This is a genomic window from Kitasatospora sp. NPDC050463, from assembly GCF_040655255.1.
In the GTDB taxonomy this organism is placed as follows: Bacteria; Actinomycetota; Actinomycetes; order Streptomycetales; family Streptomycetaceae; genus Kitasatospora.
In genome coordinates, this window is the sequence record NZ_JBFAJO010000100.1 from 1 (window position 1) to 24,645 (window position 24,645).

Annotated in this window: 8 protein-coding genes; 5 read left to right on the forward strand and 3 right to left on the reverse strand. The window is 72.9% G+C overall.

All coding sequences use genetic code 11. From position 1 onward, the window contains the following. The 3 genes from AB0J08_RS36895 to AB0J08_RS36905 form a co-directional block, all read right to left on the reverse strand. A partial coding sequence (locus AB0J08_RS36895; protein ID WP_360642952.1) for an amino acid adenylation domain-containing protein occupies window positions 1–4,600 on the reverse strand: 4,600 nt, incomplete at its 3' end. 2 nt (window positions 4,601–4,602) lie between these two features. Next, window positions 4,603–9,270: an amino acid adenylation domain-containing protein gene (locus AB0J08_RS36900; protein WP_360642955.1), complete on the reverse strand. Its 4,668-nt coding sequence runs from the start codon at window positions 9,268–9,270 to the stop codon at window positions 4,603–4,605. Between the two features lie 98 nt (window positions 9,271–9,368). Next, on the reverse strand, window positions 9,369–9,590 hold the full coding sequence (locus AB0J08_RS36905; protein ID WP_360642958.1) for an MbtH family NRPS accessory protein: 222 nt from the start codon (window positions 9,588–9,590) through the stop codon (window positions 9,369–9,371). A 580-nt stretch (window positions 9,591–10,170) separates the two neighbouring features. Here AB0J08_RS36905 and AB0J08_RS36910 point away from each other — a divergent pair. From AB0J08_RS36910 to AB0J08_RS36930, 5 genes are all read left to right on the forward strand, one after another. Then, a complete protein-coding gene (locus AB0J08_RS36910) occupies window positions 10,171–11,187 on the forward strand; it encodes a helix-turn-helix transcriptional regulator (RefSeq protein WP_360642961.1) in 1,017 nt (338 codons plus the stop codon). Between the two features lie 202 nt (window positions 11,188–11,389). Continuing rightward, window positions 11,390–12,133: an ABC transporter ATP-binding protein gene (locus tag AB0J08_RS36915; protein WP_360642964.1), complete on the forward strand. Its 744-nt coding sequence runs from the start codon at window positions 11,390–11,392 to the stop codon at window positions 12,131–12,133. Beyond that, the gene (locus AB0J08_RS36920; protein ID WP_360642967.1) at window positions 12,127–14,685 is read left to right on the forward strand and encodes an FtsX-like permease family protein; all 2,559 of its coding nucleotides are present in this window, start codon (window positions 12,127–12,129) and stop codon (window positions 14,683–14,685) included. Before AB0J08_RS36915 ends, AB0J08_RS36920 begins: the two co-directional genes overlap by 7 nt. A gap of 166 nt (window positions 14,686–14,851) precedes the next feature. Beyond that, window positions 14,852–15,073, forward strand: a complete 222-nt coding sequence (locus AB0J08_RS36925; protein WP_360642970.1) for an MbtH family NRPS accessory protein — start codon at window positions 14,852–14,854, stop codon at window positions 15,071–15,073. A 94-nt stretch (window positions 15,074–15,167) separates the two neighbouring features. Next, on the forward strand, window positions 15,168–24,645 hold a 9,478-nt coding region (locus AB0J08_RS36930), incomplete at its 3' end, for an amino acid adenylation domain-containing protein (protein ID WP_360642973.1).

Here is a 24,645-nt window from a genome sequence, read left to right on the forward strand (position 1 = left end):
CCGGCAGGTGGACCGCACGCGCGTCACCCTCCGGATCCCCGGCCATCGCCTCCAACACCGACCGGTACATCGCACCCAGCCGCTCCAGGCTCGCCGCACCGAAGGTCTCGGTCGCGCTGCTCAGGTTGAAGTGGCCGTCGCGGGTGATGACGCTCAAGCCGAACTCGTTGGCGCTCTCGCGCAGTTCGGCGGCGGTGTCGACCACGTCGGCGTCCAGCTGGTGGAAGTCGTGGAAGTCGAACATGACGTTGATCAGGCCGTCCGCGCTGTCGGCGGCGCGCTGGATGGCGGGCAGTGGGTAGCGGCGGTGCGACCAGATGGCGCTTTCCGTCGCGTAGGTCCGCTCGACCAGCTCGCGCCAGGTGCGGGCGCCCCGACCGGCCGGGAACGGCAGGGTGTTGAGGTGCATGCCGAGCACGCGGTCGGCGCCCGGTGCCTCCAGCCGGCCGTGGTAGACCACACCGGTGTGGAAGGCGTCCTCGGAGGTCAGGCTGCCCATCACCTTGAGGTGGGCCGAGAGCAGCACGCTCTTGACCGAGGTCTTCGCCTCGGCTGCGAGACGCCGCAGGCCGTCCTCCAGGTCCGCGAACGGCACGCGCAGACCGGTCCGGCCGCCGGGCTCGCCGCCCCAGGTCGCCGGCAGGGTCAGCGGGCTGTGGGTGTCGACGACCTGCTGCCAGAACTCCTGGGTCGCCGGGTCGGCGAGGGCGTCCTGCTCGGCGGCGATGAAGTCCGCGTACCGCACCGGGACCGGTGCCTGACCGGCCGGCTCGCGGCCGTCGCGCAGGGCCTGGTAGTCGCCCAGGAGCTCCATCAGCATCGAGTTGACGGACCAGCCGTCAGTGATGGCGTGCGGGTAGGTGAGGGTCAGGTACCAGGACTCGTCGGACTCCAGGTGCGCGGCGATCCGTATCAGCGGCGCGGCCGTGAGCTCGAACGCGGCGGCGTTCTCGGCTGCGGCGAAGGCGCGACCGTGCTCGGTTCGCTGCTCGGTGGTCGAGCCGCGCAGGTCGTGGACGGCGACCGGAATCCCAGCGGTGGCGTGCACCAGCTGGAGCGGCTGGGAGAAGCCGTCCAGGTGCATCGAGCTGCGGAGCGTCTCGTGCCGGGCGGTGACCAGTTCGACGGCGCCGCGAAGGGCGTCCGCCGAGAACGCCTGACGGTCCGGCAGGCGGAAGGAGGTGATGTTCTGGTAGACGTTCCGCCCGTCGGTCGCCGACAGCGTCTCGATCAGCATGCCGGTCTGGACCTGGGAGAGCGGGTAGGCGTCGACGACGTCGGCGGGGAGGGCGGTGCGGTCGTCCTCGCTGATGAGGGCGAAGGGCTGGACGGCGGTGATCAGGGATTCGCCGGTGCCGACGCCGGGCAGGGCGGTGGCCACGGCGGCGATGGTGCGCTGTTCGAAGACGTCGCGGATGCTCACGTCGTAGCCGGCCTCGCGCATCGCTCCGACCAGGCGGACGGCGCGGATGGAGTCGCCGCCGAGGTCGAAGAAGCTGTCCTCGACACCCACCTGCGGCAGGCCCAGGACGTTCGCCCAGATCGCGGCGAGGCGCTCTTCGAGCGGGGTGCGCGGCGCGATGTAGCCGCCGGTGGTGAAGGCCCCCAGGTCAGGGGCGGGGAGGGCGCGGCGGTCGGTCTTGCCGCTGCTGTTGAGCGGGATGGCGTCGATGGTGACGAACGCGGCCGGGACCATGTACTCGGGCAGCATGCCGGCGAGGTGGGCGCGCAGCGCGGTGGTGTCCGCGGAGTCGTCGGTGGGGACGACGTAGGCGACGAGGGCTTCGTCGCGGACGGTGACGACCGCCTGGCGCACGCCGGGGTGGCCGCTCAGGGCGGCTTCGATCTCGCCGAGTTCGATGCGGTAGCCGCGGAGCTTGATCTGGTTGTCGATGCGGCCGAGGTAGTCGATGCTGCCGTCGGGCAGGAAGCGGGCGAGGTCGCCGGTCGCGTAGAGACGCGAGCCTGCCGGGCCGTAGGGGTTGGGGATGAAGCGTTCGGCGGTCAGCTCGGGACGGTCGAGGTAGCCGCGGGCCACGCCGGGGCCGCCGACGTGGAGTTCGCCGGGGATGCCGATGGGGACGGGCCGGCCGGCCCGGTCGAGCAGGTGGATGGTCAGGTCGGTGAGGTGGTGGCCGATGACGCTGCGGCGGGGACCGGTGAGTTCGGCGGCGGCGACCTGGTGGAAGGTGGCGTAGACGCTGGTCTCGGTGGGGCCGTACATGTTGACCAGGGTCGGGTTGGTCCAGCCGAACCGGGCGGTCCAGTCGGCCAGTTCGGGCACGTCCAGGCGCTCGCCGGCGAAGATGACGGTGCGCAGGGCCAGGCCCTGGACGGCGTCGTCGATCACGGTCGCGGCCAGGGAACGGAACGCGGACGGGGTCTGGCACAGCATGCTGACCTGTTCGCGCACGAGCAGGTCGGCCATGTCCTGCGGGGTGCGTGCGACCGCCGACGGGACGACGACGAGTCGGCCGCCGTGCAGCAGGGCGCCCCACATCTCGAAGACGGAGACGTCGAAGGCGTAGGAGTGGAACAGCGCCCACACATCACCCTCGGTGAACCCGACCTGGCCGCGGGTGGCGGTGAAGAGGCGGGCGACGTTGGTGTGGGTGAGGCTGACGCCCTTGGGCAGGCCGGTGGAGCCGGAGGTGTAGATGACGTAGATCAGGTTGTCCGGGCGGACGCCGGTGACGGGGGCGGTGGCCGGGTGGGCGGCGATCTCGTCCTGGTGGGTGTCGACGAGCACCCGGGTGCCGGTGAACTCCAGCTCGTCCAGGGCCGAGTGGGTGACGAGGAGTTCGGCCTTGGCGTCGGCCAGCATGTAGGCGAGACGGTCGGCCGGGTTGGCGGGGTCCAGGGGGAGGTAGGCGGCGCCGGACTTCAGGATGCCGAGCAGGGCCGGGATGAGGTCGGGGCCGCGCTCCAGGGAGAGGCCGACGATTCGCTCGGGGCCGGCGCCCAGGGCGATGAGGTGGTGGGCGATGCGGTTGGCCCGCTCGTCCAGCTCCGCGTAGGTGAGGGTGAGCTCGCCACTGGTCAGCGCGACCGCGTCCGGCGTGCGGGCGGCCTGCGCCGCGAACAGCTCGTGGACACACTCCTCCACCGGCTCCTCGACGGTCTCGTTCCAGGCACCGAGCAGCAACTCACGCTCTGCCGCGGGCACGAAGTCGATCTCGCCGAGTCGGGCGTCCGGCGCCGCGGTGAGGCCGGTCAGCAGGTTCACGTAGTGCGCGGCCATCCGCTCGACCGTGCTGCGGTCGAAGAGGGCCGTGGCGAAGCAGAGGCGGGCTTCGAGCGGCCCGCTCGTGCTGTCGGTGATGTCCAGCGTGAGGTCGACCTTGGCGACCCGGTCGGCGGACTCGGGGCGCACCGTCAGGCCGGGCAGCTCGAAGGTCGGCGCCTGGTTCTCGCGCAGGATGAAGTCGACCTGGTACAGCGGCGTGCGCGAGAGGTCGCGCTCCGGCTGCAGCTCGTCGACGAGGCGGGCGAACGGCACGGACTGGTGCTCGTAGGCGTCCAGGATGGTGCGGCGGCCGGTCGCGAGCAGCTCTCGGAAGGTCGGGTCGCCCTGCCAGCCGAGGCGGTTGACCACGACGTTGATGCCGTAGCCGATCAGCCGCTGGAGCTCGGGGCGGCCGCGGCCGGAGACGGTGACACCGACCGGGATGTCCGTGGTGCGGGTGTAGCAGGAGATCAGCGACTGGAAGGCGGTGAGCAGGACGACGAACCGGGTGACCTCGTTCTCGGTGGCCACCTGCTGGGCCCGCTCGGCGAGTTCGGCCGGGATGGTGAAGGTGACGGCATCGCCGGCGGAGTCGCGGCGGGCGGGGCGCGGTCGGTCGGTGGGCAGGTCGACGACCGGGACGCCGGACAGCTGGTCGCGCCAGTAGTCGAGCTGGCGGTCGAGCACGGCGCCGCTCAGCTCCTTGCGCTGCCACGCGGCGAAGTCGGCGAACTGGACCGGCAGCGGTGCGAGCGGGGAGGGCGCGCCGGTGGTGAACGCGGCGTACAGGGCGCCGAGTTCCTCCGCGAAGACGCCCATCGACCAGGCGTCGCAGGCGATGTGGTGGAAGGTGACGACCAGGATGTGCCGGTCCTCGGCGAGGGCGATCAGCCGGGCTCGCACCGGCCAGTCGTGCTCCAGGTCGAACGGGGTGACGATCTCGTGCTCGGCGAGCTCCCGGGCCCGCGCCTCGCGGTCCTGGGCGGGGACGTCCGCCAGGTCCACGACGGGGAACGGCGGGGCCGCGGGAGCGTCGACGATCTGGACCGGCTCCTCGCCGGCCAGGACGTAGCGGGTCCGCAGGATCTCGTGGCGTGCGACGATCTCCGTCCACGCCGCGCGCAGGGCGGCGCGATCCAGCGTCCCGTCGAGCCGCAGCGCCAGCGGTACCAGGTACTCGGCGCTGTCGGGCTCGAGGCGGTTGAGGAACCACATCTGCTGCTGGCCGAACGTGACGGGCAGCGGCTGGTCCCGATCAACCGTGGTGATCAGGGACCGGCGACCGCCCCGCTTGCCGGCCAGCCGGCGCCGCAGCAGCTCCTCGCGCTGCGCTGCCACGTCCTGCTTGGTCGACTTCATGTCGCCGGTGTTCATTCCTAGTTCTCCTTGGAGTTCGTGGCGGCGGCGCCGGCCGTGGCGGTGCTGGGGGCGAAGAGGTCCGACTCCGCGATCTCGGAGTCGCTCAGCTGCTCGATCTCGGCCCTGATCTGGTCCTCGATCGCCGCGGCCAGACGGCCGACGGTGGGCTGGGCGAAGACGGTGCCGATGGAGAGGTCGATGTCGAACTCGTCCTGGAGCTGGGAGGTCATGCGGATGGCCAGGATGGAGTGGCCACCGAGTGCGAAGAAGTTGTCCTGCACGCCGACCCGGGGCAGTCCGAGCAGCTCCGCCCAGATCTGCGCGATCCGCTCCTCGGTGGGAGTGGTGGGCGGCTGGTAGTCGGCGTCCCCGGCGTCGAGGTCGGGCAGGGCCCGGCGGTCGACCTTGCCGTTGGCGGTGAGCGGGATCCGGTCGATCACCGCGAAGGCCGACGGGACCATGTAGTCGGGGAGGCGCTCGGCGATGCCGGCCCTGACCAGTTCGAGGTCGAGGGGGCCGGTGTCCTCCGCGACCAGGTAGCCGACCAGCGCCTTCTCGCCGGTGGCGCCCTCGCGGACGATCACCACCGCGTCGCGCACCGGTGCCAGTTCCGACAGTACGGCCTCGATCTCTCCGAGTTCTATGCGGTATCCGCGCAGCTTGACCTGGGTGTCGATGCGGCCCAGGAAGGAGATGCTGCCGTCGGGCAGCAGCCGGGTCAGGTCGCCGGTGCGGTAGAGCCGGGACCCGGCCGGGCCGTACGGGTTGGGGACGAACTTCTCGGCGGTCAGCTCGGGGCGGCCGTGGTAGCCGCGGGCCAGGCCCTCGCCGCCGACGTGGAGTTCGCCGGCGACGCCGATCGGGACGGGCCGGCCGGCCGGGTCCAGCACCACGGTGGTGGTGTTGGGCAGCGGGCCGCCCAGCGGTACGGCGGCCTCCTGCGGCCGGTCGACGGGGTGGACGGTGGAACCGATCGAGGCCTCGGTCGGTCCGTACTCGTTGATCAGCCGGCCGGTGCCGAGGGCGGTGAGCCAGCGGTTGGCGAGTCGGGCGGGCAGTTCCTCGCCGGCCACCAGGACCAGCCGTGCCAGCGCGGACATCTGACCGTCGGACAGCTGGTCGGTGAGCAGTTCGAGGTGCCCGGGAGTGAGCTTGACGAAGGCGTACGGCGCGCCGGCCAGCAGGGTGTCGCCGAGCGTGGCGAGGTCCAGGTCGGCGGGCAGGACGTGCACCGCGCGCCCGGTGATCAGCGGCACGTAGAGGTTGGTGGCCGGCAGGTCGAAGGCGATGGAGGAGAACAGCGGGGCGCCGCCCTCGCCGCCGACCAGGTCGCGGGCCGCCCAGCGCAGGTGGTTGGCCAGGCCGCGGTGGTGCACCATGACGCCCTTGGGGCGGCCGGTGGAGCCGGAGGTGTAGATCGCGTAGGCGAGCAGCTCCGGGTCGCCGGAGCGGGCCGGCCGCTCGGCCGGGTGCGCCTGGATCGCGGCGCGGTCGGTGTCCAGCAGGACGCGGGTGCCCTGGTAGCCCTCGGTGGCGGACACCTGGTCGGAGGCGGTGACGAGCAGCGGCGAGCGGCAGTCGGAGAGGACGTGGCGCAGCCGCTCGGCGGGCAGGGACGGGTCCAGCGGCAGGTAGGCGGCGTCGGCCTTCCAGGTGCCGAGCAGGGCGGGGACCAGCTCCGGTCCGCGCGCCAGGCAGAGGCCGACGACGGTGTCGGGACCGGCGCCCAGGGCGATCAGGTGGTGGGCGATGCGGTTGGCCCGCTCGTCCACCTCGGCGTAGGTCAGCCGGGTGTCGCCGGCGATCACGGCGACGGCGTCCGGGGTGGCCCGGACCTGCTCCTCGAACAGGTCGAGGGTGGTGGCGGCCGGCCAGTCGGCGCGTTCGCCGGTGCCCCAGCCGGTGAGCTGCTCGCGGGCCTGCTCGGCCATGATCTCGGCGTCGGCGAGGGTGACGCCGGGCTCGGTGGTGACGGACTCCAGCAGGCGCAGGAAGTGGTCGGCCAGCCGCTCGACGGTGGCCCGCTCGAACAGTGCGTCGGTGTACTCGAAGGCGCCGCTCCAGGTGCCGTCGGCCTCACTGCGGACGTACAGGGTGAGGTCGGTCTTGGCGACCTGGCGGGCCGGGTGGAGGTAGTCGATGTCGGCGCGGTCGGGCATGCCGCCGATCAGCTGGCCGTCGTGCAGGTTGAAGGCGACCTGGTACAGCGGGGTGCGGGACTGGTCGCGCTCGGGGCGCAGCTCGTCCACGATGTGCTCGAAGGAGAGGTTCTGGTGGGCGAAGGCCTCCCGGCAGACGACCCGGACCTTCTCCAGGGCCTCGGTGAAGGTCAGGCCCTCCGCCAACTGGCAGCGCAGTACGAGCGAGTTGAGGAAGAAGCCGACGGTGCGGTCGACCTCCGGCCGGGTGCGGCCGGCGACCGGGGTGCCGACCACCACGTCCCACTGGCCGCTGAGCCGGGCGAGTACGGTGCCGAAGGCGGTCAGCAGGGTCATGAACGGCGTGGCCTCGCGGCTCTGGCCGAGGTCGGTGACCGCCGCCATCAGGTGCTGCGGGATGTCGAAGGTGACGACGTCGCCGTGCGGGTCGCGCTTGGCCGGGCGCGGGTGGTCGGCCGGCAGCTCCAGCGGGACGAGCCCGTCGAGCGTGGTGCGCCAGTAGTCGAGCTCGTCGGCCAGTCGCTCCTTGGAGTGCCACTCCTGCTGCCAGCCGGCGTAGTCGGCGTACTGCACCGGGACGGCGGGCAGTTGCGGCGCGACGCCGGCCCGCAGGGCGGCGCAGAGCAGATGGAACTCCTCCTCCAGGATCGCGGCCGACCAGCCGTCGCAGGCGATGTGGTGGATGGTGACGAGCAGCAGCTGACCGTCACCGTCGGCGGGGGTGCGGGCCAGGGTGGCGCGCCAGAGGCGGCCGGAGGTGAGGTCGAAGCCGGTCTCGAACTGCTCGCGGAAGAGCTCGACGATCTGCTCGCGGCTGCCCTCGGCGCACTTCAGCTCGATCGGCAGGGTCTCGCCGATCTCCTGCCGCGGTTCGCCGTCGACGACGGTGTAGCGGGTGCGCAGCGCCTCGTGACGGTCGGCGAGGGTGTCGAGCACCAGGCGGACGGTGTCGGCCTCGATGTCGCCGGGCAGCCGCAGGAACAGCGGGGCGGTCCACTCCGGGCTGGGCTCCATGGTGTCGAGGAGCCAGATCCGGCGCTGGCCGTAGGAGAGCGGCAGCGGCCGGTCGCGCGGCACCGGGGTGATGCCGGCGGTCTCCGGCTCGGTGGCGGCGAGCAGCGCGGCCTGGGCGCGGACGGTGACCGCGCCGAACAGGTCGGCGAGCACGATCGGGGTGCCGCTGGCCTGGTGGAGGCGCTTGGCCAGCTCGGTCATGAGCAGCGAGTAGCCGCCGAGCTGGAAGAAGTTGTCCTCCAGGCCGACCTGCGGCACCTCCAGCAGCTCGGACCAGATCCGGGCCACGGTCTGCTCGGCGGGCGTCTCGGGGGTGACGTAGGCGGGGCGGCCGGACGCGGTGGCGACCGGCGCGGCCTGCGGGAGGTCGGCCTCGCCGAGCAGTTCCAGGACGCCGTCGTTCTGCCAGCGCACGAGGTCGCCGGTGGCGTGCATGCGGCTGCCGGCGGCGCCGTAGACGGCGGGGCGCAGCCGCTCGGCGGTGGTGCGCGGGTCGTCGAGGTAGCCGGCGCCGGCGCCGAGGCCGGCCGCGTTCAGCCGGCCGGGGACGCCCGGCGGGACGAGGTCGCCGTACTCGTCCAGGACGAGCAGCGGGATCTTGTCGATCGGCCGGCCGAGCAGGGTGTTCGGCCCGGTCCGGTCCGGGGCGACGGTGTGGGCGGTCACCGCGAGGACGCCGTCGAGGAGGTGGACGGCGCACAGCTCGTCGGCGCCGGCGGCGGTCAGGGCGCGTGCGGCGTCGGCGGGCAGCTCCGCGCCGGCGGCGAGCACCAGGCGGGGAGCCGTGCCGGGACGCAGGTCGGCGGCGGCGAGCAGGTCGGGCGCGCCGACCAGCAGGGTGGCCCGCTGCTCGGCGGCGACGGCGGCGAGGCCGGCGGGGTCGGGCACCGGCACGGCGGTGGCCCCGGCGGCCAGGGCGGCGAACAGCGGGGCGAACCAGGTGTCGGTGCCGCCGGCACAGAGCACCCGGTCGCCCGGCTCCAGGCCGAACTCCTCGACCAGCCAGTCGATCTGGTGCAGCACGGTGGCCTGGTCGAGGACCAGGGTGCGGCCGGTGGCGGGGTCGTGGCCGAGCCAGGCGGCGTCGGTCGGCTCGGCGGGGCGGCCGCAGTGGTCGGCGGGCCGGGCGGCGAGGTCCTGCGCCAGGGCGGTGAGGTCGACGACCCGGGCGGTGCCGTGCCGCTCGGGGGCGTGCTCGTCGCGGGTGAGGACCAGCTCCACCTGGGTGGGGAGGTCGCCGAGCGGGCGGTCGGCGGGCAACGGCAGGACGGCCGCACCGGCGCGCCAGACGCCGGCGACGGTCTGGGCGAACGCGGCCCCGGGGGAGAGGCGCACGCCGACGACGCCGCCGGACGCGATTCCCGCTTCGGCGAGGAAGTGCGCCAGCCGGCCGGCGTGCTCGTCGAGCCGGCGGTAGTCGGTGGTGTCCTGGTGGTCGGACACGGCGATGGCGTCGGGAGCCCGGCGGGCCGAGCTCGCAATCAGGTCGTGCAGGGAAGGCCGCGGGGTCACGAGAGCTCCTCGCTCGGTGTCACGGTGGGGTGGGCGGAACGACGACGTGCGCTCTCCCGCGGCGGCGGGTAGGGGCCGGCGCGGGAGAGCGGGGTCGTTCAGTTGGCGGCGGCCGTGGCGGCCATGCGGGTGCGCAGGCTCAGCGGGCGCATGTCGGTCCACACCTCGCCGATGCGGGTGAGGCACTCCTGCTTGGTGCCGCTGGTGCCGTCGGTCCGCCAGCCGTCCGGCAGGGCGCGGTCCGCCCACCAGATCGAGTACTGCTCCTCGTCGTTGAGCACCACCAGGTAGGTCTGCTCGTCGACAATCTGCTCAGCCATGTCGCTCCCAGGTCGGTTGAGGCCGGTGCCGCCACGGGCGGCTGGATTCACTGGACGGCCGAGCTGTGGAGCGGGCCGGCTGCCCGCACACTCGTCCGACTGTCCGGGGAAGTCTGTGGCGGCCCGCTATAGACCCTCTATACCGCCGGATCCGGCCCGTCGGCGGCCCTTCCCCGGCAGGTCGCCAGGGGTGCGCCGGCAGCCCGTCGGGTGGGGCGGGGTGGGGTGGAAATCACGATTGCTGGCATTGCGTGTTTTGCCTCCGCGCAGCCGGAAAAGACGGCCCGAGCACCCTGGGTGGCCATTACTTGACTTCACGTCATTCGATGGCAGAAACTCGACCGGGGGCGTGCGGAACGTGACAATTCCGCGGCTCGTCCCTGCCGGGGGGACGGCTGTGCATAAGCCCCTGGTGTGAAGATGTTCAGAGCTTCTTCGGGGGAAGTTTCACCATGTCAGACCTGCTCCACGCGATCAGTCCACGGCTGTGCCGAGCCGCTCCGGTTTCCGGATGTCCAATGTCGATTGATTTTTGACGACCTATCAGATCACCCTCTGCGGACAAATTGGATGCGCGGCAATGCTGGAGAAGCTGGGCCTCGACGCTGAGGCCGGGGCTGTCTACAAGGAAATGCTCAAGGATCCGCAAAGCGGACCCGCCGACATCGCCGGCCGGCTCGGCTGGGACGAGGCCAGGGTGCGGTCGTCCCTGGACGAACTGGCCCGCCTGGCGCTGCTGAGACCGTCCTGGCAGGATCCGGGCGTGCTGAAGCCGGTGGAGCCGGAGGTCGGGCTGCGCTACCTGCTCGACCGCCGGGAGGCCGAGCTCCAGCGGCGACTGCTGGAGATCGAACAGGGGCGGCGCGACCTCGTCGAGGTGGTGGCCGAGTACGCCAACCTGACCCGGTCCTCCCGCAAGAGCGCGGACGTCGAGGTGCTGGAGGGGATCGACTCGATCCGGCTGCGGATCGAGTCGCTGGCGACCGCCTGTACCGAGGAGGTGCTGGGCTTCGTCACCTCGGGTGTGATGTCCGAGGCGAACATCGAGGCCAGCCGCCCGCTGGACCTACGGGTGCTGCGGCGCGGGGTCCGGCTGCGCTCGATCTACCTGGAGAGCATCAAGAACGACAACACCACCATTACGTATGCTCATTGGCTGACGGAGCAGGGCGCGCAGGTGCGCGTCGCGCCGACGCTTCCGCCGCGTATGGTGATCTACGACCGGTCCACCGCTATTGTTCCGGTGGACCCCGAGGAGACCCGCAGGGGCGCCCTCGTGCTGCGCGGCCACGGTGTGGTCGGCGCGCTGTGCGAACTGTTCGACCGGGTCTGGCAGAGCTCCCTGCCGGTCACCTCCGAGCCGGAGGCGCTGGTCGACCGGGAGAAGCCCGAACTGTCCCCGCGGTCGCAGGCCATCCTGGTCCTGCTGGCCAAGGGTGCCACCGACGAGATGATCGCCCGCCGGCTCGGCGTCTCGGTCCGCACCGTCCGGCGCGGTACCGCCGAACTGGCCGCCCAACTGGGCGCCAAGACGAAGTTCCAGGCCGGCATGATGGCTCTCCAGCACGGCTGGGTCGATCCCGCCCTGCTCACCTGATCGGCCCGCCGCCGGCCCCGCACCCGGGGCGGCGGCGATCGGCCGGGTCGGGGCGTCGGTGTCGCGTCCGGCGGAACCGTCCGCCCACCCCCGTCCACGGGGCGTGGCCGGTCCCGCGTCGCCCGGGGGTGTAGCCAGCCACACCCCTGGACTGAATCCCAGGCCATTGAGCCGCACCCACCCCGACTGATGGGCTGAGACTATGAACGCCACGGACTTTGCCGTTGAACTCCGATCGGTCTGCCGGACCTACCGACGCGGACCCGAGCCGGTCACCGGCCTGGACGGGGTGAGTGTCGGGTTCCCCTTCGGCACCTTCACCGCCGTCATGGGCCCCTCCGGCTCCGGCAAGTCGACCCTGCTGCGGTCCGCCGCGGGCCTGGAGCCGATCGACCAGGGAGAGGTGCGGGTCGACGGCACCGTCCTGGGCGGCCTGCGCGACAACGAACTGACCGTGCTGCGCCGGGAGCGGATCGGCTTCGTCTTCCAGTCCTTCAACCTGCTGCCGGCCCTGACCGCGGCGCAGAACGTGGCGCTCCCGGCCAAGCTGGCCGGCCGGCACCCGGCGCCGTCCGAGGTGACCGCCGCCCTGGGCGTCGTGGGCCTCGCCGAGCGGGCCGGACACCGGCCCGGCGAGCTCTCCGGCGGCCAGCAGCAGCGGGTGGCCATCGCCCGCGCACTGATCACCCGACCCGCGGTGCTGCTCGCCGACGAGCCGACCGGCGCGCTGGACACCAAGAGCGGCCGCGAGGTCCTGGCCCTGCTGCGCTCCATGGCCGACGAACCCAGCCGCGCCGTTGTCATGGTCACCCACGACCCGGTCGCCGCCTCCTACGCCGACCGTGTGGTCTTCCTCCGCGACGGCCGGCTGGCCGGCTCGCTGGAGCGGCCCACCGCCGAGCAGGTCGCCGCCCGGATGACCGCTCTGGAGGCCGTGGCATGCTGAGCCTCGCCCTCGCCACCATCAAGCTGCGCTGGGCCTCGTTCGTCGGCAGCTTCGTCGCGCTGGCCTGCGGTGTCGCCCTGATGGCGACCTCGATCCTGGTCATCGCCGCCACCTCGGACATCCCCGACCAGGGCCGCCAGCGCTTCTCGCAGGCCCCGGTCCTGGTGTCGGCCTTCCAGACCCTGGACCACAAGCGGGACGACGGCGAGATCAGCCCCACCCCGGTGGCCAAGCAGCAGGGCCTGCCGGCCGAGCTGATCGCCGCCGTGGCCGCCACCGGCCGGACGGTCGAGGACCGCACCTTCTACGCCCAGCTCGCCGACGGTCCGCACGATCAGGTCGGACGCGCCTGGTCCAGCGCGGCCCTCGGCGACTACCGGCTGGCCGCCGGCTCGGCGCCGACCGCCGACGACCAGATCGTCATCGGCGGCGGCAGCCCCGACCAGGTCGGCCGGCGCGTCCAGTTCGTCACCGCCGGTGGCCTGCACAGCGCGACCGTCTCCGGCGTCACCGAGGCGCAGCCGTTCGAGCACGCCGTCTTCTTCACCGACGCGCAGGCCGCCCGCTTCTGCCCCGCCGTCGGCGTGCTGGCCGCCTTCGGGTCCGCCGACGCGGTGCGCCAGGCCGTGGCCGGCGCCGGCGGCTCCTCCGCCGCCAGGGTGCTGACCGGCTCCGAGCGCAGCCAGCTGGACCCGCACCACATCGACGTCGCCGGCCAGCTGGACAACGCGCAGACCCCGCTGGGCCTGTCCGCCGCGGTGTCCGGTGGCACCGCCGTGTTCGTGGTCGCCGGCACGTTCGCGCTGTCGATCGCCCAGCGCCGCCGTGAACTCGCCCTGCTCCGCCTGATCGGCGCCACCCGCAAGCAACTGCGCACCCTGGTCAACCGGGAAGCCCTGCTGGTGGGCCTGCTGGCCTCCGTCGCGGGCTGCGTGCTCGGCGTGGCCGGAGCGCCGCTGGCCGGCCGGTGGCTGGTCGACCACGACATGGTGCCGGCCGACTTCACCGTCCCGATCAGCTGGTGGGGGCTGCTCGTCGCGGCCCTGATCGGACTGCTGACCGCGATGGCCGGCGTGGCGCTCTCCTCGTTCAGGGCCGGCCGGGTCAGCCCCGGCGAGGCGCTGGTGGAGGCCGACGTCGAGCGGCGCTCGCGGTTCGCGCTGGCGGTCCGCTGGACCAGCGGACTGCTCGTGCTCGGCGGCGGCATCGGGGCACTCGTGGTGGTGACCCGGAGCTGGCCCGACGCCGCGGCCAACGCCGCGGACTCGCTCGGGCTGCTGCTGGCCATTGTCGGCGGCTGCGTGCTGCTGGCGGGCGTACTGGCCACCCCGGTGATCCGGCTGCTGACGGTGCTGCCCGGGCTCTCGGCCCGGCTGCGGGGCCGCCCCGCCGAGGACGGCGGCGGCATCGTCTGGGCCACCGCCCGGCAGAGCTCGCTGACCGCCTTCCGGCGCACCGCCGCCACCACCACCCCGGTGGTGCTGGTCATCGCCTTCGCCGGCTGCCTGCTCGGCAGCATCGACACCATCAACCGCTCGAAGGTCACCGAGGTCCGCGCCCAGCTGGCCGCCGCGGACTTCGTCGTCGCGCCGGCCGGCACGCCCGGGCTGAGCCAGGCCGTGGTGGACCGGGTCCGCGCCGTCCCCGGCGTGCAGAGTCTGGTGATCACCCCGACCTCGGTGATGGCCGACCAGGACGGCCAGGCCCTGGTGGCCTTCTCCGCCGCGACGGCGGATGCCACCGCACTGGCCGAGGTCGACCGGCTCCCGGTCGTCTCCGGTTCGCTGACCGACCTCGGCCCCGACTCGATCGTGCTCAGCCGCACCTGGCCCGGATCGCCGCAGGCGGGGCAGCAGGTCCCGGTCTGGCTGGCCGACGGCACCCCCCGCACCCTGCGGGTCGCCGCCGTCCTCGGCAGCGGCGCCGAGGCCACCCAGGCCTGGGTGACCGCGCGCAACGCCGTCACCGGCGGGGTCGGCGGCCAGGCGCTGGCGAGCCAGATCCACCTGCGGGTGCTGCCCGGCGCCGACCGGCAGCAGGCCGCCGACGCCCTGCGGGAGGCCGTGCAGGGGCTGGGCGCCCGGCTCACCACCCCGGAGGACACCTGGTCGAAGGCCACCGACAGCAGCGAGGAGGCCTCCTGGAACGCCCTGCTGATGATCCTCGGTCTGGCCATCTGCTACGCGGCGATCGCGCTGGCCAACTCGCTGGTGATGACCGTCACCGACCGCAGGCGGGAGCTGTCCCTGCTGCGCCTGGCCGGTGCCACCAAGGCCCAGGTGCTGCGCACCGTCGCCGTCGAGACCCTGCTGTGCGTGGTGGCGGGGACGGTCCTCGGCCTGATCGGTACGGCGATCAGCATCGGCGGCTCCTGGGCGGCCCTGACCAACCTGGTCGGCCCCACGCCCGCGATGGTGCCCTGGGGCACGATCGGCGTGCTCGCCGCCTGCTGCGCGGTCATCGCGCTCACCTCGGCCGTGCTGCCGGCCGCCCTCGCCCTGCGCGACCGGGACGGCCAGGGCATCCTGGGCGGGGCCGCCGGTTCGGCCTGACCCTCCACTCACGCAGTACCAGGTGCCGGGAACTCCCATGGGGTTCCCGGCACTTCCGGTTTCCTTCCGGGCTGCCGCCGGGCGGGCCCCCCGGCATATAGGGCCGTTATAGCGAGCCTGCCCAGACTGGCCGGGAATCCCATCCCACCGTGAATTCGGGAGCGTCATGGCTGAGCAGATTGTCGACGAGCAGACCTACCTGGTGGTGCTCAACGACGAGGAGCAGTACTCGATCTGGTGGGCGGACCGCGCCCTGCCGGACGGCTGGCGGGCCGAGGGCACCAGCGGCACCAAGCAGGAGTGCCTCACCCGCATCGGCGAGGTGTGGACCGACATGCGCCCGCTGAGCCTGCGCACCCGCATGGCCGCCGCAGCCGCTGCCAACTGAGCCCACCACCGACTCGTCCGGGGAGGCCGCCCGCCCGCTGAGGGCGACGACGGCCGCCCCGGACGGTGATGTCACCGCCAGCTACCCGCCCGAAGTGGAGCAAGTCGAAGTGTCAGGATCGCGGATCGATGCGAGCAGCCCCGTGCTGACCGGAGAGCTGTTCGCAGCCCAGGCGGCGGCGACTCCGACCGCGGTCGCGGTGGTGGTCGGTGATGTGGAGCTGACGTACGGGCAGGTGGCGGAGCGGGCTTCGCGTTTCGCGGGTCTGTTGCGGGCGGCGGGGGTCGGGCCGGAGGGCGTGGTGGGTGTGTGCCTGCCGCGTGGGGCTGACCTGGTGCCGTTGCTGCACGGTGTGTGGTTGGCGGGTGCGGCGTATCTGCCGATCGATCCGGCGCTGCCGGGCGAGCGGGTCGACTACATGCTGGCGGACTCGGGTGCGGCGGTGCTGGTCACCGTGAGCGGTCAGGAGGTGGACTTCGCGGGTGCCAGGATCGACCTGGACGCGGTGACGCTGGAGGAGCTGCCGGCGCTGGCCGGGCCCGCGGTCGCGGATCCGGAGCAGTTGGCGTACGTGTTGTACACGAGTGGGTCGACCGGGCGTCCGAAGGGCGTGATGATCGGGCACGGTGCGTTGCACAACCTGTTGGCGTCGGTCCGTGACGACCTGGGTGCGCAGGGTCGTACGGTGTGGCTGGCGTCGACGTCGGTGTCCTTCGACATCTCGGGTCTGGAGCTGCACCTGCCGTTGGTCACGGGTGGCCGGGTGGTGCTGGCGCAGGACCACGAGGCGAAGGACCCGGCGGCGCTGATCGCCCTGATCGAGGCCCACCGGGTCACCCACGTGCAGGCCACGCCGTCGGCGTGGCGCCTGCTGCTGGAGGCCGGTTTCGACGACTACACGGTCACGGCCCTGACCGGTGGAGAGCCGCTCCCCGCGCACCTGGCGGCCCGGCTGACCGAGACCACGCAGCGTGTCATCAACGTCTACGGGCCGACTGAGACCACCATCTGGTCCAGCTACTGGGACGTCCCCGATGAGCCGGAGACCATCGCCGTCGGTCACCCGCTGGCCAACACCGGCCTGCACGTGCTGGACGAGTGGCTCCGACAGCTCCCGCCGGGGGTGACCGGCCAGTTGTACATCGACGGTCACGGGGTGGCCCGCGGTTACCATGGCCGACCGGACCTCACGGCGGAGAAGTTCCTGCCCAACCCGTACGGGCCGGCCGGCGCGCGGCTGTACGCGACCGGTGACCTCGCCCGTTTCCTGCCCGACGGCACCCTGGAGTGCCTCGGCCGGATCGACAACCAGGTCAAGATCCGCGGCTACCGCATCGAACTCGGCGAGATCGAGACCGTCCTGAGCGGCCACCCCGGCGTGCGCCAGGCGGTCGTCACCGTCCGCGACGAAGCCCTCGTCGCCTACGTCGTCCCCGCCGCCGACTCCGCGGACACCACCGCGCTGCGCGCCCACCTCGCAGGCACGCTGCCCGAGTACATGGTCCCGGCCGCGTTCGTCACCATCGACACCGTCCCGCTGAGCAACAGCGGCAAGGTCGACGTGCGTGCCCTGCCCGCCCCCGACCTGGACGCCTTCACCACCGGCGGCGGCCACACCGCACCCCGCACCCCGCTCGAAGAGCGCCTGGCCGCCATCTGGGCCGAGGTCCTGGGTCTGCCGCAGGTGGGTGTCGAGGACAGCTTCTTCGACCTCGGCGGCGACTCCATCCGCGCCGTCCGCCTGGTCGGCGCGATGCGCGAGGCCGGCTACGACGTGAGCATCCCGGACGTCTTCCAGCAGCGCACCATCGCCGCCCTGGCCACCGCCCTGCCCGGCGCCGGTACCGGCACGTCCCTGATCACCGCCGTCCAGCCCTTCGCCCTCATCGGCGAGGACGACCGCACCGCCCTCCCGGCCGACGTCGTCGACGCCTACCCGCTCTCCCAGGCGCAGACCGGCATGCTCGTCGAGCTGCTGGGATCGGGCGACCGAGGGCTCTACCACAACCTCAACTCCTTCCGGGTCGCCGAGAGCATCGGCTACGCGGCGGAGGAGCTCCGGCGCGCCCTCGACATCCTGACGGACCGTCACGAGATCCTGCGCACCTCGATCGTGCTGTCCGGATACTCGCAGCCGCTGCAGCTCGTGCACGCCTCCGCGCGGATCCCGCTCACCACCGTCGACCTGCGCGGCCTCACCGCCGACCAGGTGCAGGAGCGGGCGCGCGCCCACGTGCGGGAGGAGCGGGCGGCGGGCTTCGACCTGACGGCCGCCCCGCTGCTGCGGATCGCCGCGCACATCGAGTCCGACCGGGCCTGGCACCTGACCTTCAGCCACAGCCACACCGTGACCGACGGCTGGACGCTCAACTCGCTGCTGATGGAGCTCCTGGACGTCTACCAGGCGCTGCGCGACGGCCGCGAGCCGGCCGCCCACGAGGCGCCCGCAGTCCGCTACGCCGACTACATCGCCGCCGAACAGGCCTCCCTCGCCGACCCGGCCGACCAGGCCTTCTGGCAGCAGGTCGTCGACGAGCACAGCCCGCTGGTCCTGCCCGGCACCTGGGCGGACCAGGCCGCGCCGGAGGCCCCGGTCAGCCGCACCGTCGACTACACCGACCTCGAAGAGGGCCTGCGGGTCCTCGCCACCCGGGCGAAGACCTCCCTCAAGAGCGTGCTGCTCGCCGCCCACCTCAAGGTGCTGTCCGCCCTCACCCCGGACGAGGCCTTCCACACCGGCGTGGTCTACCACGGCCGGCTGGAGGCACCGGGCGCCGACCGGGTGCTCGGCATGCACCTCAACACCCTGCCCTTCCCGACCACCCGGGGCGCCCGCACCTGGCGCGAGCTGGTCGAGCGGACCTACACCACCGAGACCGCGATCTGGTCCCACCGCCGCTACCCGCTGCCCGCCGTCCAGCGCGCCGCCGGCGGCTCCGGCAGCCTGGTGTCGGTCCTCTTCGACTACCAGGACTTCCACCAGGTCGACACCGGGAAGGTCGGCAACGGCATCGGCATCGACGGCGGCCTGGACGGCGGCGGCAACGAGTTCGCCCTGATGGCCATCGCCGGCAACGGGCGCCTCGGCCTGGCCGCCGGGACCGCCGCCCTCAGCGGCCCGAGCCTGGAGCGGCTGGCCGCCCTGTACCGGCTGGTCCTGGAGTCGATGGCCGCCGACCCGGACGGCGACGCCCTCGCCGTCCCGCTGCCCGAGGCGGACCGCCGGCTGCTCGCCCAGTGGCAGCGGAGCACCGAACTGCCCGTGGACGCCTGCCTCCACGAGCTGTTCGCGGCCCAGGCCGCCCGTACCCCCGACGCCGTCGCCCTCACCAGCGGCGAGCTCACCCTCACCTACGCGGAGCTGGACGAGCGGGCCAACCGCATCGCCCACCACCTCACCGCCCTCGGCGCCCGCCCCGACACCGTGGTCGGCGTCAGCCTGGAGCGCGGCCCGGACCTCATCCCCACCCTGCTCGGCGTCCTGAAGTCCGGCGCGGCCTACCTGCCGCTGGACCCCTCCAACCCGGCCGACCGTCTCGCCTACATGCTGGCCGACGCCAAGGCCGACCTGCTCGTCACCCACTCCGCCCTGGCAGAGCTGGAGTTCACCGGCACCCGGGTGCTCGTCGACACCCACCAGGGCGAGATCGCCGGCCGCCCGGCCACCGCCCCGGTCACGGACGTGCGCCCGGACAACCTGATCTACGTCATCTACACCTCGGGCTCCACCGGCCTGCCCAAGGGCGTCAGCCTCACCCACGCCAACGTCGCCCGCCTGTTCACCACCACCCGTGAGCAGCTCGCCTTCGGCGCGGACGACGTGTGGGCGCTGTTCCACTCCTACGCCTTCGACGTCTCCGTCTGGGAGATGTGGGGTGCCCTGCTGCACGGCGCCCGCCTGGTCGTCGTCCCGCCCGTCGTGAGCCGTTCCCCGCACGACCTGATCGAGCTGCTGGTCCGCGAGCGGGTCAGCGTGCTCTGCCAGACGCCGTCCGCCTTCCGCGCGCTGTCCGGCCTGGCCGAACAGGACGACCCGCGGGTGGACGAACTGGCCCTGCGCGCCGTCATCTTCGCCGGCGAGCGCCTCGACACGGCGGACCTCCGCGCGTGGACGGCCCGAAAGGGCGCCGAGCGCCCGGCCCTGGTCAACATGTACGGCCCCACCGAGATCACCGTGTACGCGACCCACCACGTGATCACCGCCGACGAGGTCGCCACCTCCCACCGCAGCAACATCGGGCACTCGCTGGCCGACCTCCGCATCCACCTGCTGGACGCCGCCGGCCACCCGGTGCCGGTCGGAGTGCCCGGCGAGATGTACATCGGCGGGCCGGGCGTGGCCCGCGGCTACCTCGACCGGCCCGGCCTCACCGCCGAGCGGTTCGTCCCCGACCCCTTCGGAGCCCCCGGCTCCCGCCTCTACCGCACCGGTGACCTCGTCCTGCGCCTGCCGGACGGCGACATCGACTTCCTCGGCCGGATCGACGGCCAGGTCAAGATCCGCGGCTACCGCGTCGAGCTCGGCGAGATCGAGTCCGCGCTGGCCACCTGCCCCGGGGTGCGCCAGGCCGTGGTCACCGTCCGCGAGAACGCGGCGGGGGAGAGGTCCCTGGTGGGGTACGTCGTCACCGGGGCCGCCGGGGCGGGCGCCGACACGGCCGCGCTGCGTGCCGCGCTGGCCGTCACGCTGCCGGAGTACATGGTCCCGGCCGCGTTCGTCGCGCTGGACGCCGTCCCGCTGAGCAACAGCGGCAAGATCGACCGCCGAGCGCTGCCCGCGCCCGACCTGGACGCCTTCACCACCAGCGGCGGCCACACCGCGCCGCGCACCCCGCTCGAAGAGCGCCTGGCCGCGATCTGGGCGGAGGTCCTGGGTCTGCCGCAGGTGGGTGTCGAGGACAGCTTCTTCGACCTCGGCGGCGACTCCATCCGCGCCGTCCGCCTGGTCGGCGCGATGCGCGAGGCCGGCTACGACGTGAGCATCCGCGACGTCTTCGACCACCGCACCGTCGCCGCGCTGGCCGTCACGGTCGGCGACGGCGGCGAGTCGTTGATCACCGCCGTCCAGCCGTTCGCCCTGATCGGCGAGGAGGACCGCGACGCCCTCCCGGCCGACGTCGTCGACGCCTACCCGCTCTCGCAGATCCAGACCGGCATGCTGGTCGAGCTGATGACCTCGGGCGACCGGGGGCTGTACCACAACCTCAACTCCTTCCGGATCCCGGACGCGGTGCCCTTCGACGCCGTCGCGCTGCGCGGCGCGCTCGACCTCGTCGCGGCCCGGCACGAGATCCTGCGCACCTCGCTGCACCTCGCGGACTTCTCCCAGCCGCTCCAACTCGTCCACGCCACCGTCGAGATCCCGCTCGCCGTCCACGACCTGCGCGGCCTCACCGCCGAGCAGGCGAAGGAACGGGCGGACGCGTACGTGCGGGAGGAGCGGGCGGCGGGCTTCGACCTGACGGCCGCCCCGCTGCTGCGGATCGCCGCGCACATCGAGTCCGACCAGGCGTGGCGGGTGACCACCAGCCACAGCCACACCGTGACCGACGGCTGGACGCTCAACTCGCTGCTGATGGAGCTCCTGGACGTCTACCAGGCGCTGCGCGACGGCCGCGAGCCGGCCGCCCACGAGACGCCGGCCGTCCGCTACGCCGACTACATCGCCGCCGAACAGGCCTCCCTCGCCGACCCGGCCGACCAGGCCTTCTGGCAGCAGGTCGTCGACGAGCACAGCCCCCTCGCCCTCCCCGGCAGCTGGGGCGGCGAGCCGGGCCGGAGCGTCGGCCACCAGGTGCCGTTCGCGGACCTGGAGGACGGTCTGCGTCGTCTCGCAGCCGAGGCGAAGACCTCGATCAAGAGCGTGCTGCTGGCCGCGCACCTCAAGGTGATGGGCAGCCTCACCTCGGAGACCGCCTTCCACACCGGCGTGGTCTACCACGGCCGGCTGGAGGCCCCGGGCGCCGACCGGGTGCTCGGCATGCACCTCAACACCCTGCCGTTCCCGACGAGTCGGGGCGCCCGCACCTGGCGCGAGCTGGTCGAGCGGACCTATGCGACGGAGAGCGCCATCTGGTCGCACCGCCGCTACCCACTGCCCGCCATCCAGCGCGCCGCCGACAACACCCGCGACCTGATCACCGTCCTCTTCGACCACCACGACTTCCACCAGGTCGACACCGACACCGTCGACGTGGACGGCGGGATCAACGACGGCACCACCGAGTTCGCGCTCAATGCGATCCCCTCGAACGGGTACTTCAATCTGAGTGGTTCCTCGGAGTTCTTCACCCAGGAGAGCCTGGAGCGGCTGGGCGCGATGTACCGCTCGGTGCTGGAGGCCATGGCCGCCGACGCCGACGGCGACGCGCGTGCCGCCCACCTGCCCGCGGCAGAGCGTGAGTTGCTGCTCGGTGCCTGGAACGAGACCGTCGAGGAGCCGGTGGAGGAGTGTGTCCACGAGCTGTTCGCCGCGCAGGCCGCCCGCACGCCGGACGCGGTCGCGCTGACCAGTGGCGAGCTGAACCTCACCTACGCCCAGCTGGACGAGCGGGCCAACCGCATCGCCCACCACCTCATCTCCCTGGGCGCCGGCCCGGAGCGAATCGTCGGCCTCTCCCTGGAACGCGGCCCCGACCTCATCCCCGCCCTCCTCGGCATCCTCAAGTCCGGCGCGGCCTACCTCCCCCTGGACCCCGCCAACCCGGCCGACCGTCTCGCCTACATGCTGGCCGACGCCAAGGCCGAACTCCTCGTCACCCACTCGGCGTTGGACGAGCTGGAGTTCACCGGCACCCGGGTGCTCATCGACACCCACCAGGACGAGATCGCCGCCCACCCGGCCACCGCCCCCGTCACCGACGTGCGCCCGGACAACCTGATCTACGTCATCTACACCTCCGGCTCGACCGGCCTGCCCAAGGGCGTCAGCCTCACCCACACGAACGTCGTGCGGCACTTCGCCACCACACGGCAGCAGTTCGCCCTCCGGCCGGGCGACGTGGTCACCCAGTCGCACGCCTACAGCTTCGACGTCTCCGTCTGGGAGATGTGGGCCGCCCTCCTGCACGGCGGCCGGCTCGTCGTCGTCCCGTCGGCGGTCGCCCGCTCCCCGCACGACTTCCTGGAGTTGATGGTCGAGCAGCAGGTCACCGTCCTGCTGCAAACGCCGTCCGCGTTCTCCGCGCTCGCCGCGGCCGCCAAGGACGGCGACCCGCGGATCGACCGGCTGGCCCTGCGCCTGGTCGCGTTCGGCGGCGAGCGGCTTGAGGCCGCCGAACTCCAGCCCTGGGTCGCCCGGATGGGGCTGGAGAACCCCGAGCCGGTCAACCTGTACGGCCCGACCGAGACCACCATGCACTGCGCCTACCACCGGGTTGGTGCCGAGGACCTCGCCGACCCGCGCCGCAGCGTCATCGGGCGTCCGGTCGGCGACCTCACCATCCACCTGCTGGACGCGGACGGCCGCCTGGTGCCCGCCGGCGTCCCCGGCGAGATCCATGTCGGCGGCCCGGGCCTGGCCCGCGGGTACCTCGACCGCCCCGCCCTGACCGCCGAGCGTTTCGTCCCCGACCCGTTCGGCCCGCCCGGCTCCCGCCTCTACGCCACCGGCGACCTCGCCCGCCGCCTGCCCGACGGCAGCCTGGACTCCCTCGGCCGGATCGACAGCCAGGTCAAGATCCGCGGCCACCGCGTCGAGCTCGGCGAGATCGAGTCCGCGCTGACCGCCTGCCCGGACATCCGCGACGCCGTGGTGACCGTCCACGAGCCGGCCCCGGGGGTCAAGCGGCTGATCGCCTACGTGGTGGCCGCCGGGCCGCTCGACCTGACCGGCCTGCGCGCCCGGCTCGGGGAGCGCCTGCCGGAGTACATGATCCCGGCCGGGTACGTCCTGATCGACCGGATCCCGCTGACCAGCAGCAGCAAGGTCGACGTTCGGGCCCTGCCCGCCCCCGACGCGGAGGCCTTCGGCGCCTCCGGGTTCGTCGGCCCGCGCACCCCCACCGAGGAGCGGATCGCGGCCATCTGGGCGGAGGTGCTCGGCCTCCCGCAGGTCGGCGTGGAGACCAGCTTCTTCGACCTCGGCGGCGACTCGATGCGGGTCGTCCGGCTGGTCGGCACGCTGCGTGCGGCGGGCTTCGACATCACCGTCCCGGCGGTCTTCGAACTCCGCACCGTCGCCGCGCTGGCCGCCACGGTCGGTGCCGGCGGCGAGTCCCTGATCACCGCCGTACAGCCCTTCGCGCTGATCGGCGACGGCGACCGGGCGCTGCTGCCCGCCGACGCCGTGGACGCCTACCCGCTCTCCCAGGTGCAGACCGGCATGCTCGTCGAGCTGCTCGCCACCGCCTCCGCCCCCGGGCGCAGCCTGTACCACAACGTCAACTCCTTCCGGATCAGGGACGAGCGGCCGTTCTCACCGGCGGCACTGCAGGGCGCCGTGGACACCGTGGTGGCCCGGCACGACATCCTGCGCACCTCCATGCACCTGGAAGGCTTCGGCGAGCCGCTGCAGATCGTGCACGCCACCGCCGACTACCCCGTGGTCCTGGAGGACCTGCGCGGCCTCGACCAGGGCGAACAGGCCCGGCTGAAGGGCGAGTTCCTGCAGCGTGAGCAGGCCCGGACGTTCGACCTCACCGTCGCGCCGCTGCTGCGGGTCTCGGCGCTCGTCGAGTCCGATGACTCCTGGCGGCTCAACTTCACCTACAACCACGCCATTTCGGAGGGGTGGAGCTACAACTCACTGCTGATGGAGGTGCTCGACTGCTATCGCGCGCTGCGCGACTCGGGCGCGCCGGACGCCTACGAGCAGCCGTCGGTGCGCTACGCGGACTTCATCGCCGCCGAACAGGCCTCTCTCGCCGACCCGGCGACCCAGTCCTTCTGGCAGCAGGTCGTCGAGGAGCACACGCCGCTGGTCCTCCCGGCCGGCTGGGCCCCGGCGGCGGGCGAGGCGACCCGGCGCCACCTCCAGGTGCCGTTCGCGGACCTGGAGGACGGCCTGCGCGAGCTGGCCGCCCGGGCGAAGACGTCACTGAAGAGCGTGTTGCTGGCCGCGCACCTCAAGGTGATGGGCAGCCTCACTTCGGAGACCGCCTTCCACACCGGCGTGGTCTACCACGGCCGCCTGGAGGCCCCGGGCGCCGACCGGGTGCTCGGCATGCACCTCAACACCCTGCCGTTCCCGGCCGGTCGGGGCGCCCGCACCTGGCGCGAGCTGGTCGAGCGGACCTACGCGACGGAGATCGCGATCTGGTCGCACCGCCGCTACCCGCTGCCCGCTATCCAGCGCGCCGCAGGAAACACCCGTGATCTGCTCACCGTCCTGTTCGAGTTCCTCGACTTCCACCAGGTCGACACCGACGCGGTCGATGTGGACGCCGGTGTCAGTGACGGCATCAACGAGTTCGCGCTCAACGTCATCCCGACCCGTGGCAGCGTGAACTTCCACGTGTCGGCCGGGGTGCTGAGCCAGGCGAGCCTGGAGCGGCTGGGTGCGATGTACCGGTCGGTGTTGGAGGCGATGGCCGGGGATCCGGAGGGTGACGCGCGTGCGGTCCACCTGCCGG

Bases quoted from the DNA above. Each gene is read 5' to 3' on its own strand.
- AB0J08_RS36905 (WP_360642958.1), bottom strand. From the start codon at position 9,590: ATGGCTGAGCAGATTGTCGACGAGCAGACCTACCTGGTGGTGCTCAAC.
- AB0J08_RS36910 (WP_360642961.1), top strand. From the start codon at position 10,171: ATGCTGGAGAAGCTGGGCCTCGACGCTGAGGCCGGGGCTGTCTACAAG.
- AB0J08_RS36915 (WP_360642964.1), top strand. From the start codon at position 11,390: ATGAACGCCACGGACTTTGCCGTTGAACTCCGATCGGTCTGCCGGACC.
- AB0J08_RS36920 (WP_360642967.1), top strand. From the start codon at position 12,127: ATGCTGAGCCTCGCCCTCGCCACCATCAAGCTGCGCTGGGCCTCGTTC.
- AB0J08_RS36925 (WP_360642970.1), top strand. From the start codon at position 14,852: ATGGCTGAGCAGATTGTCGACGAGCAGACCTACCTGGTGGTGCTCAAC.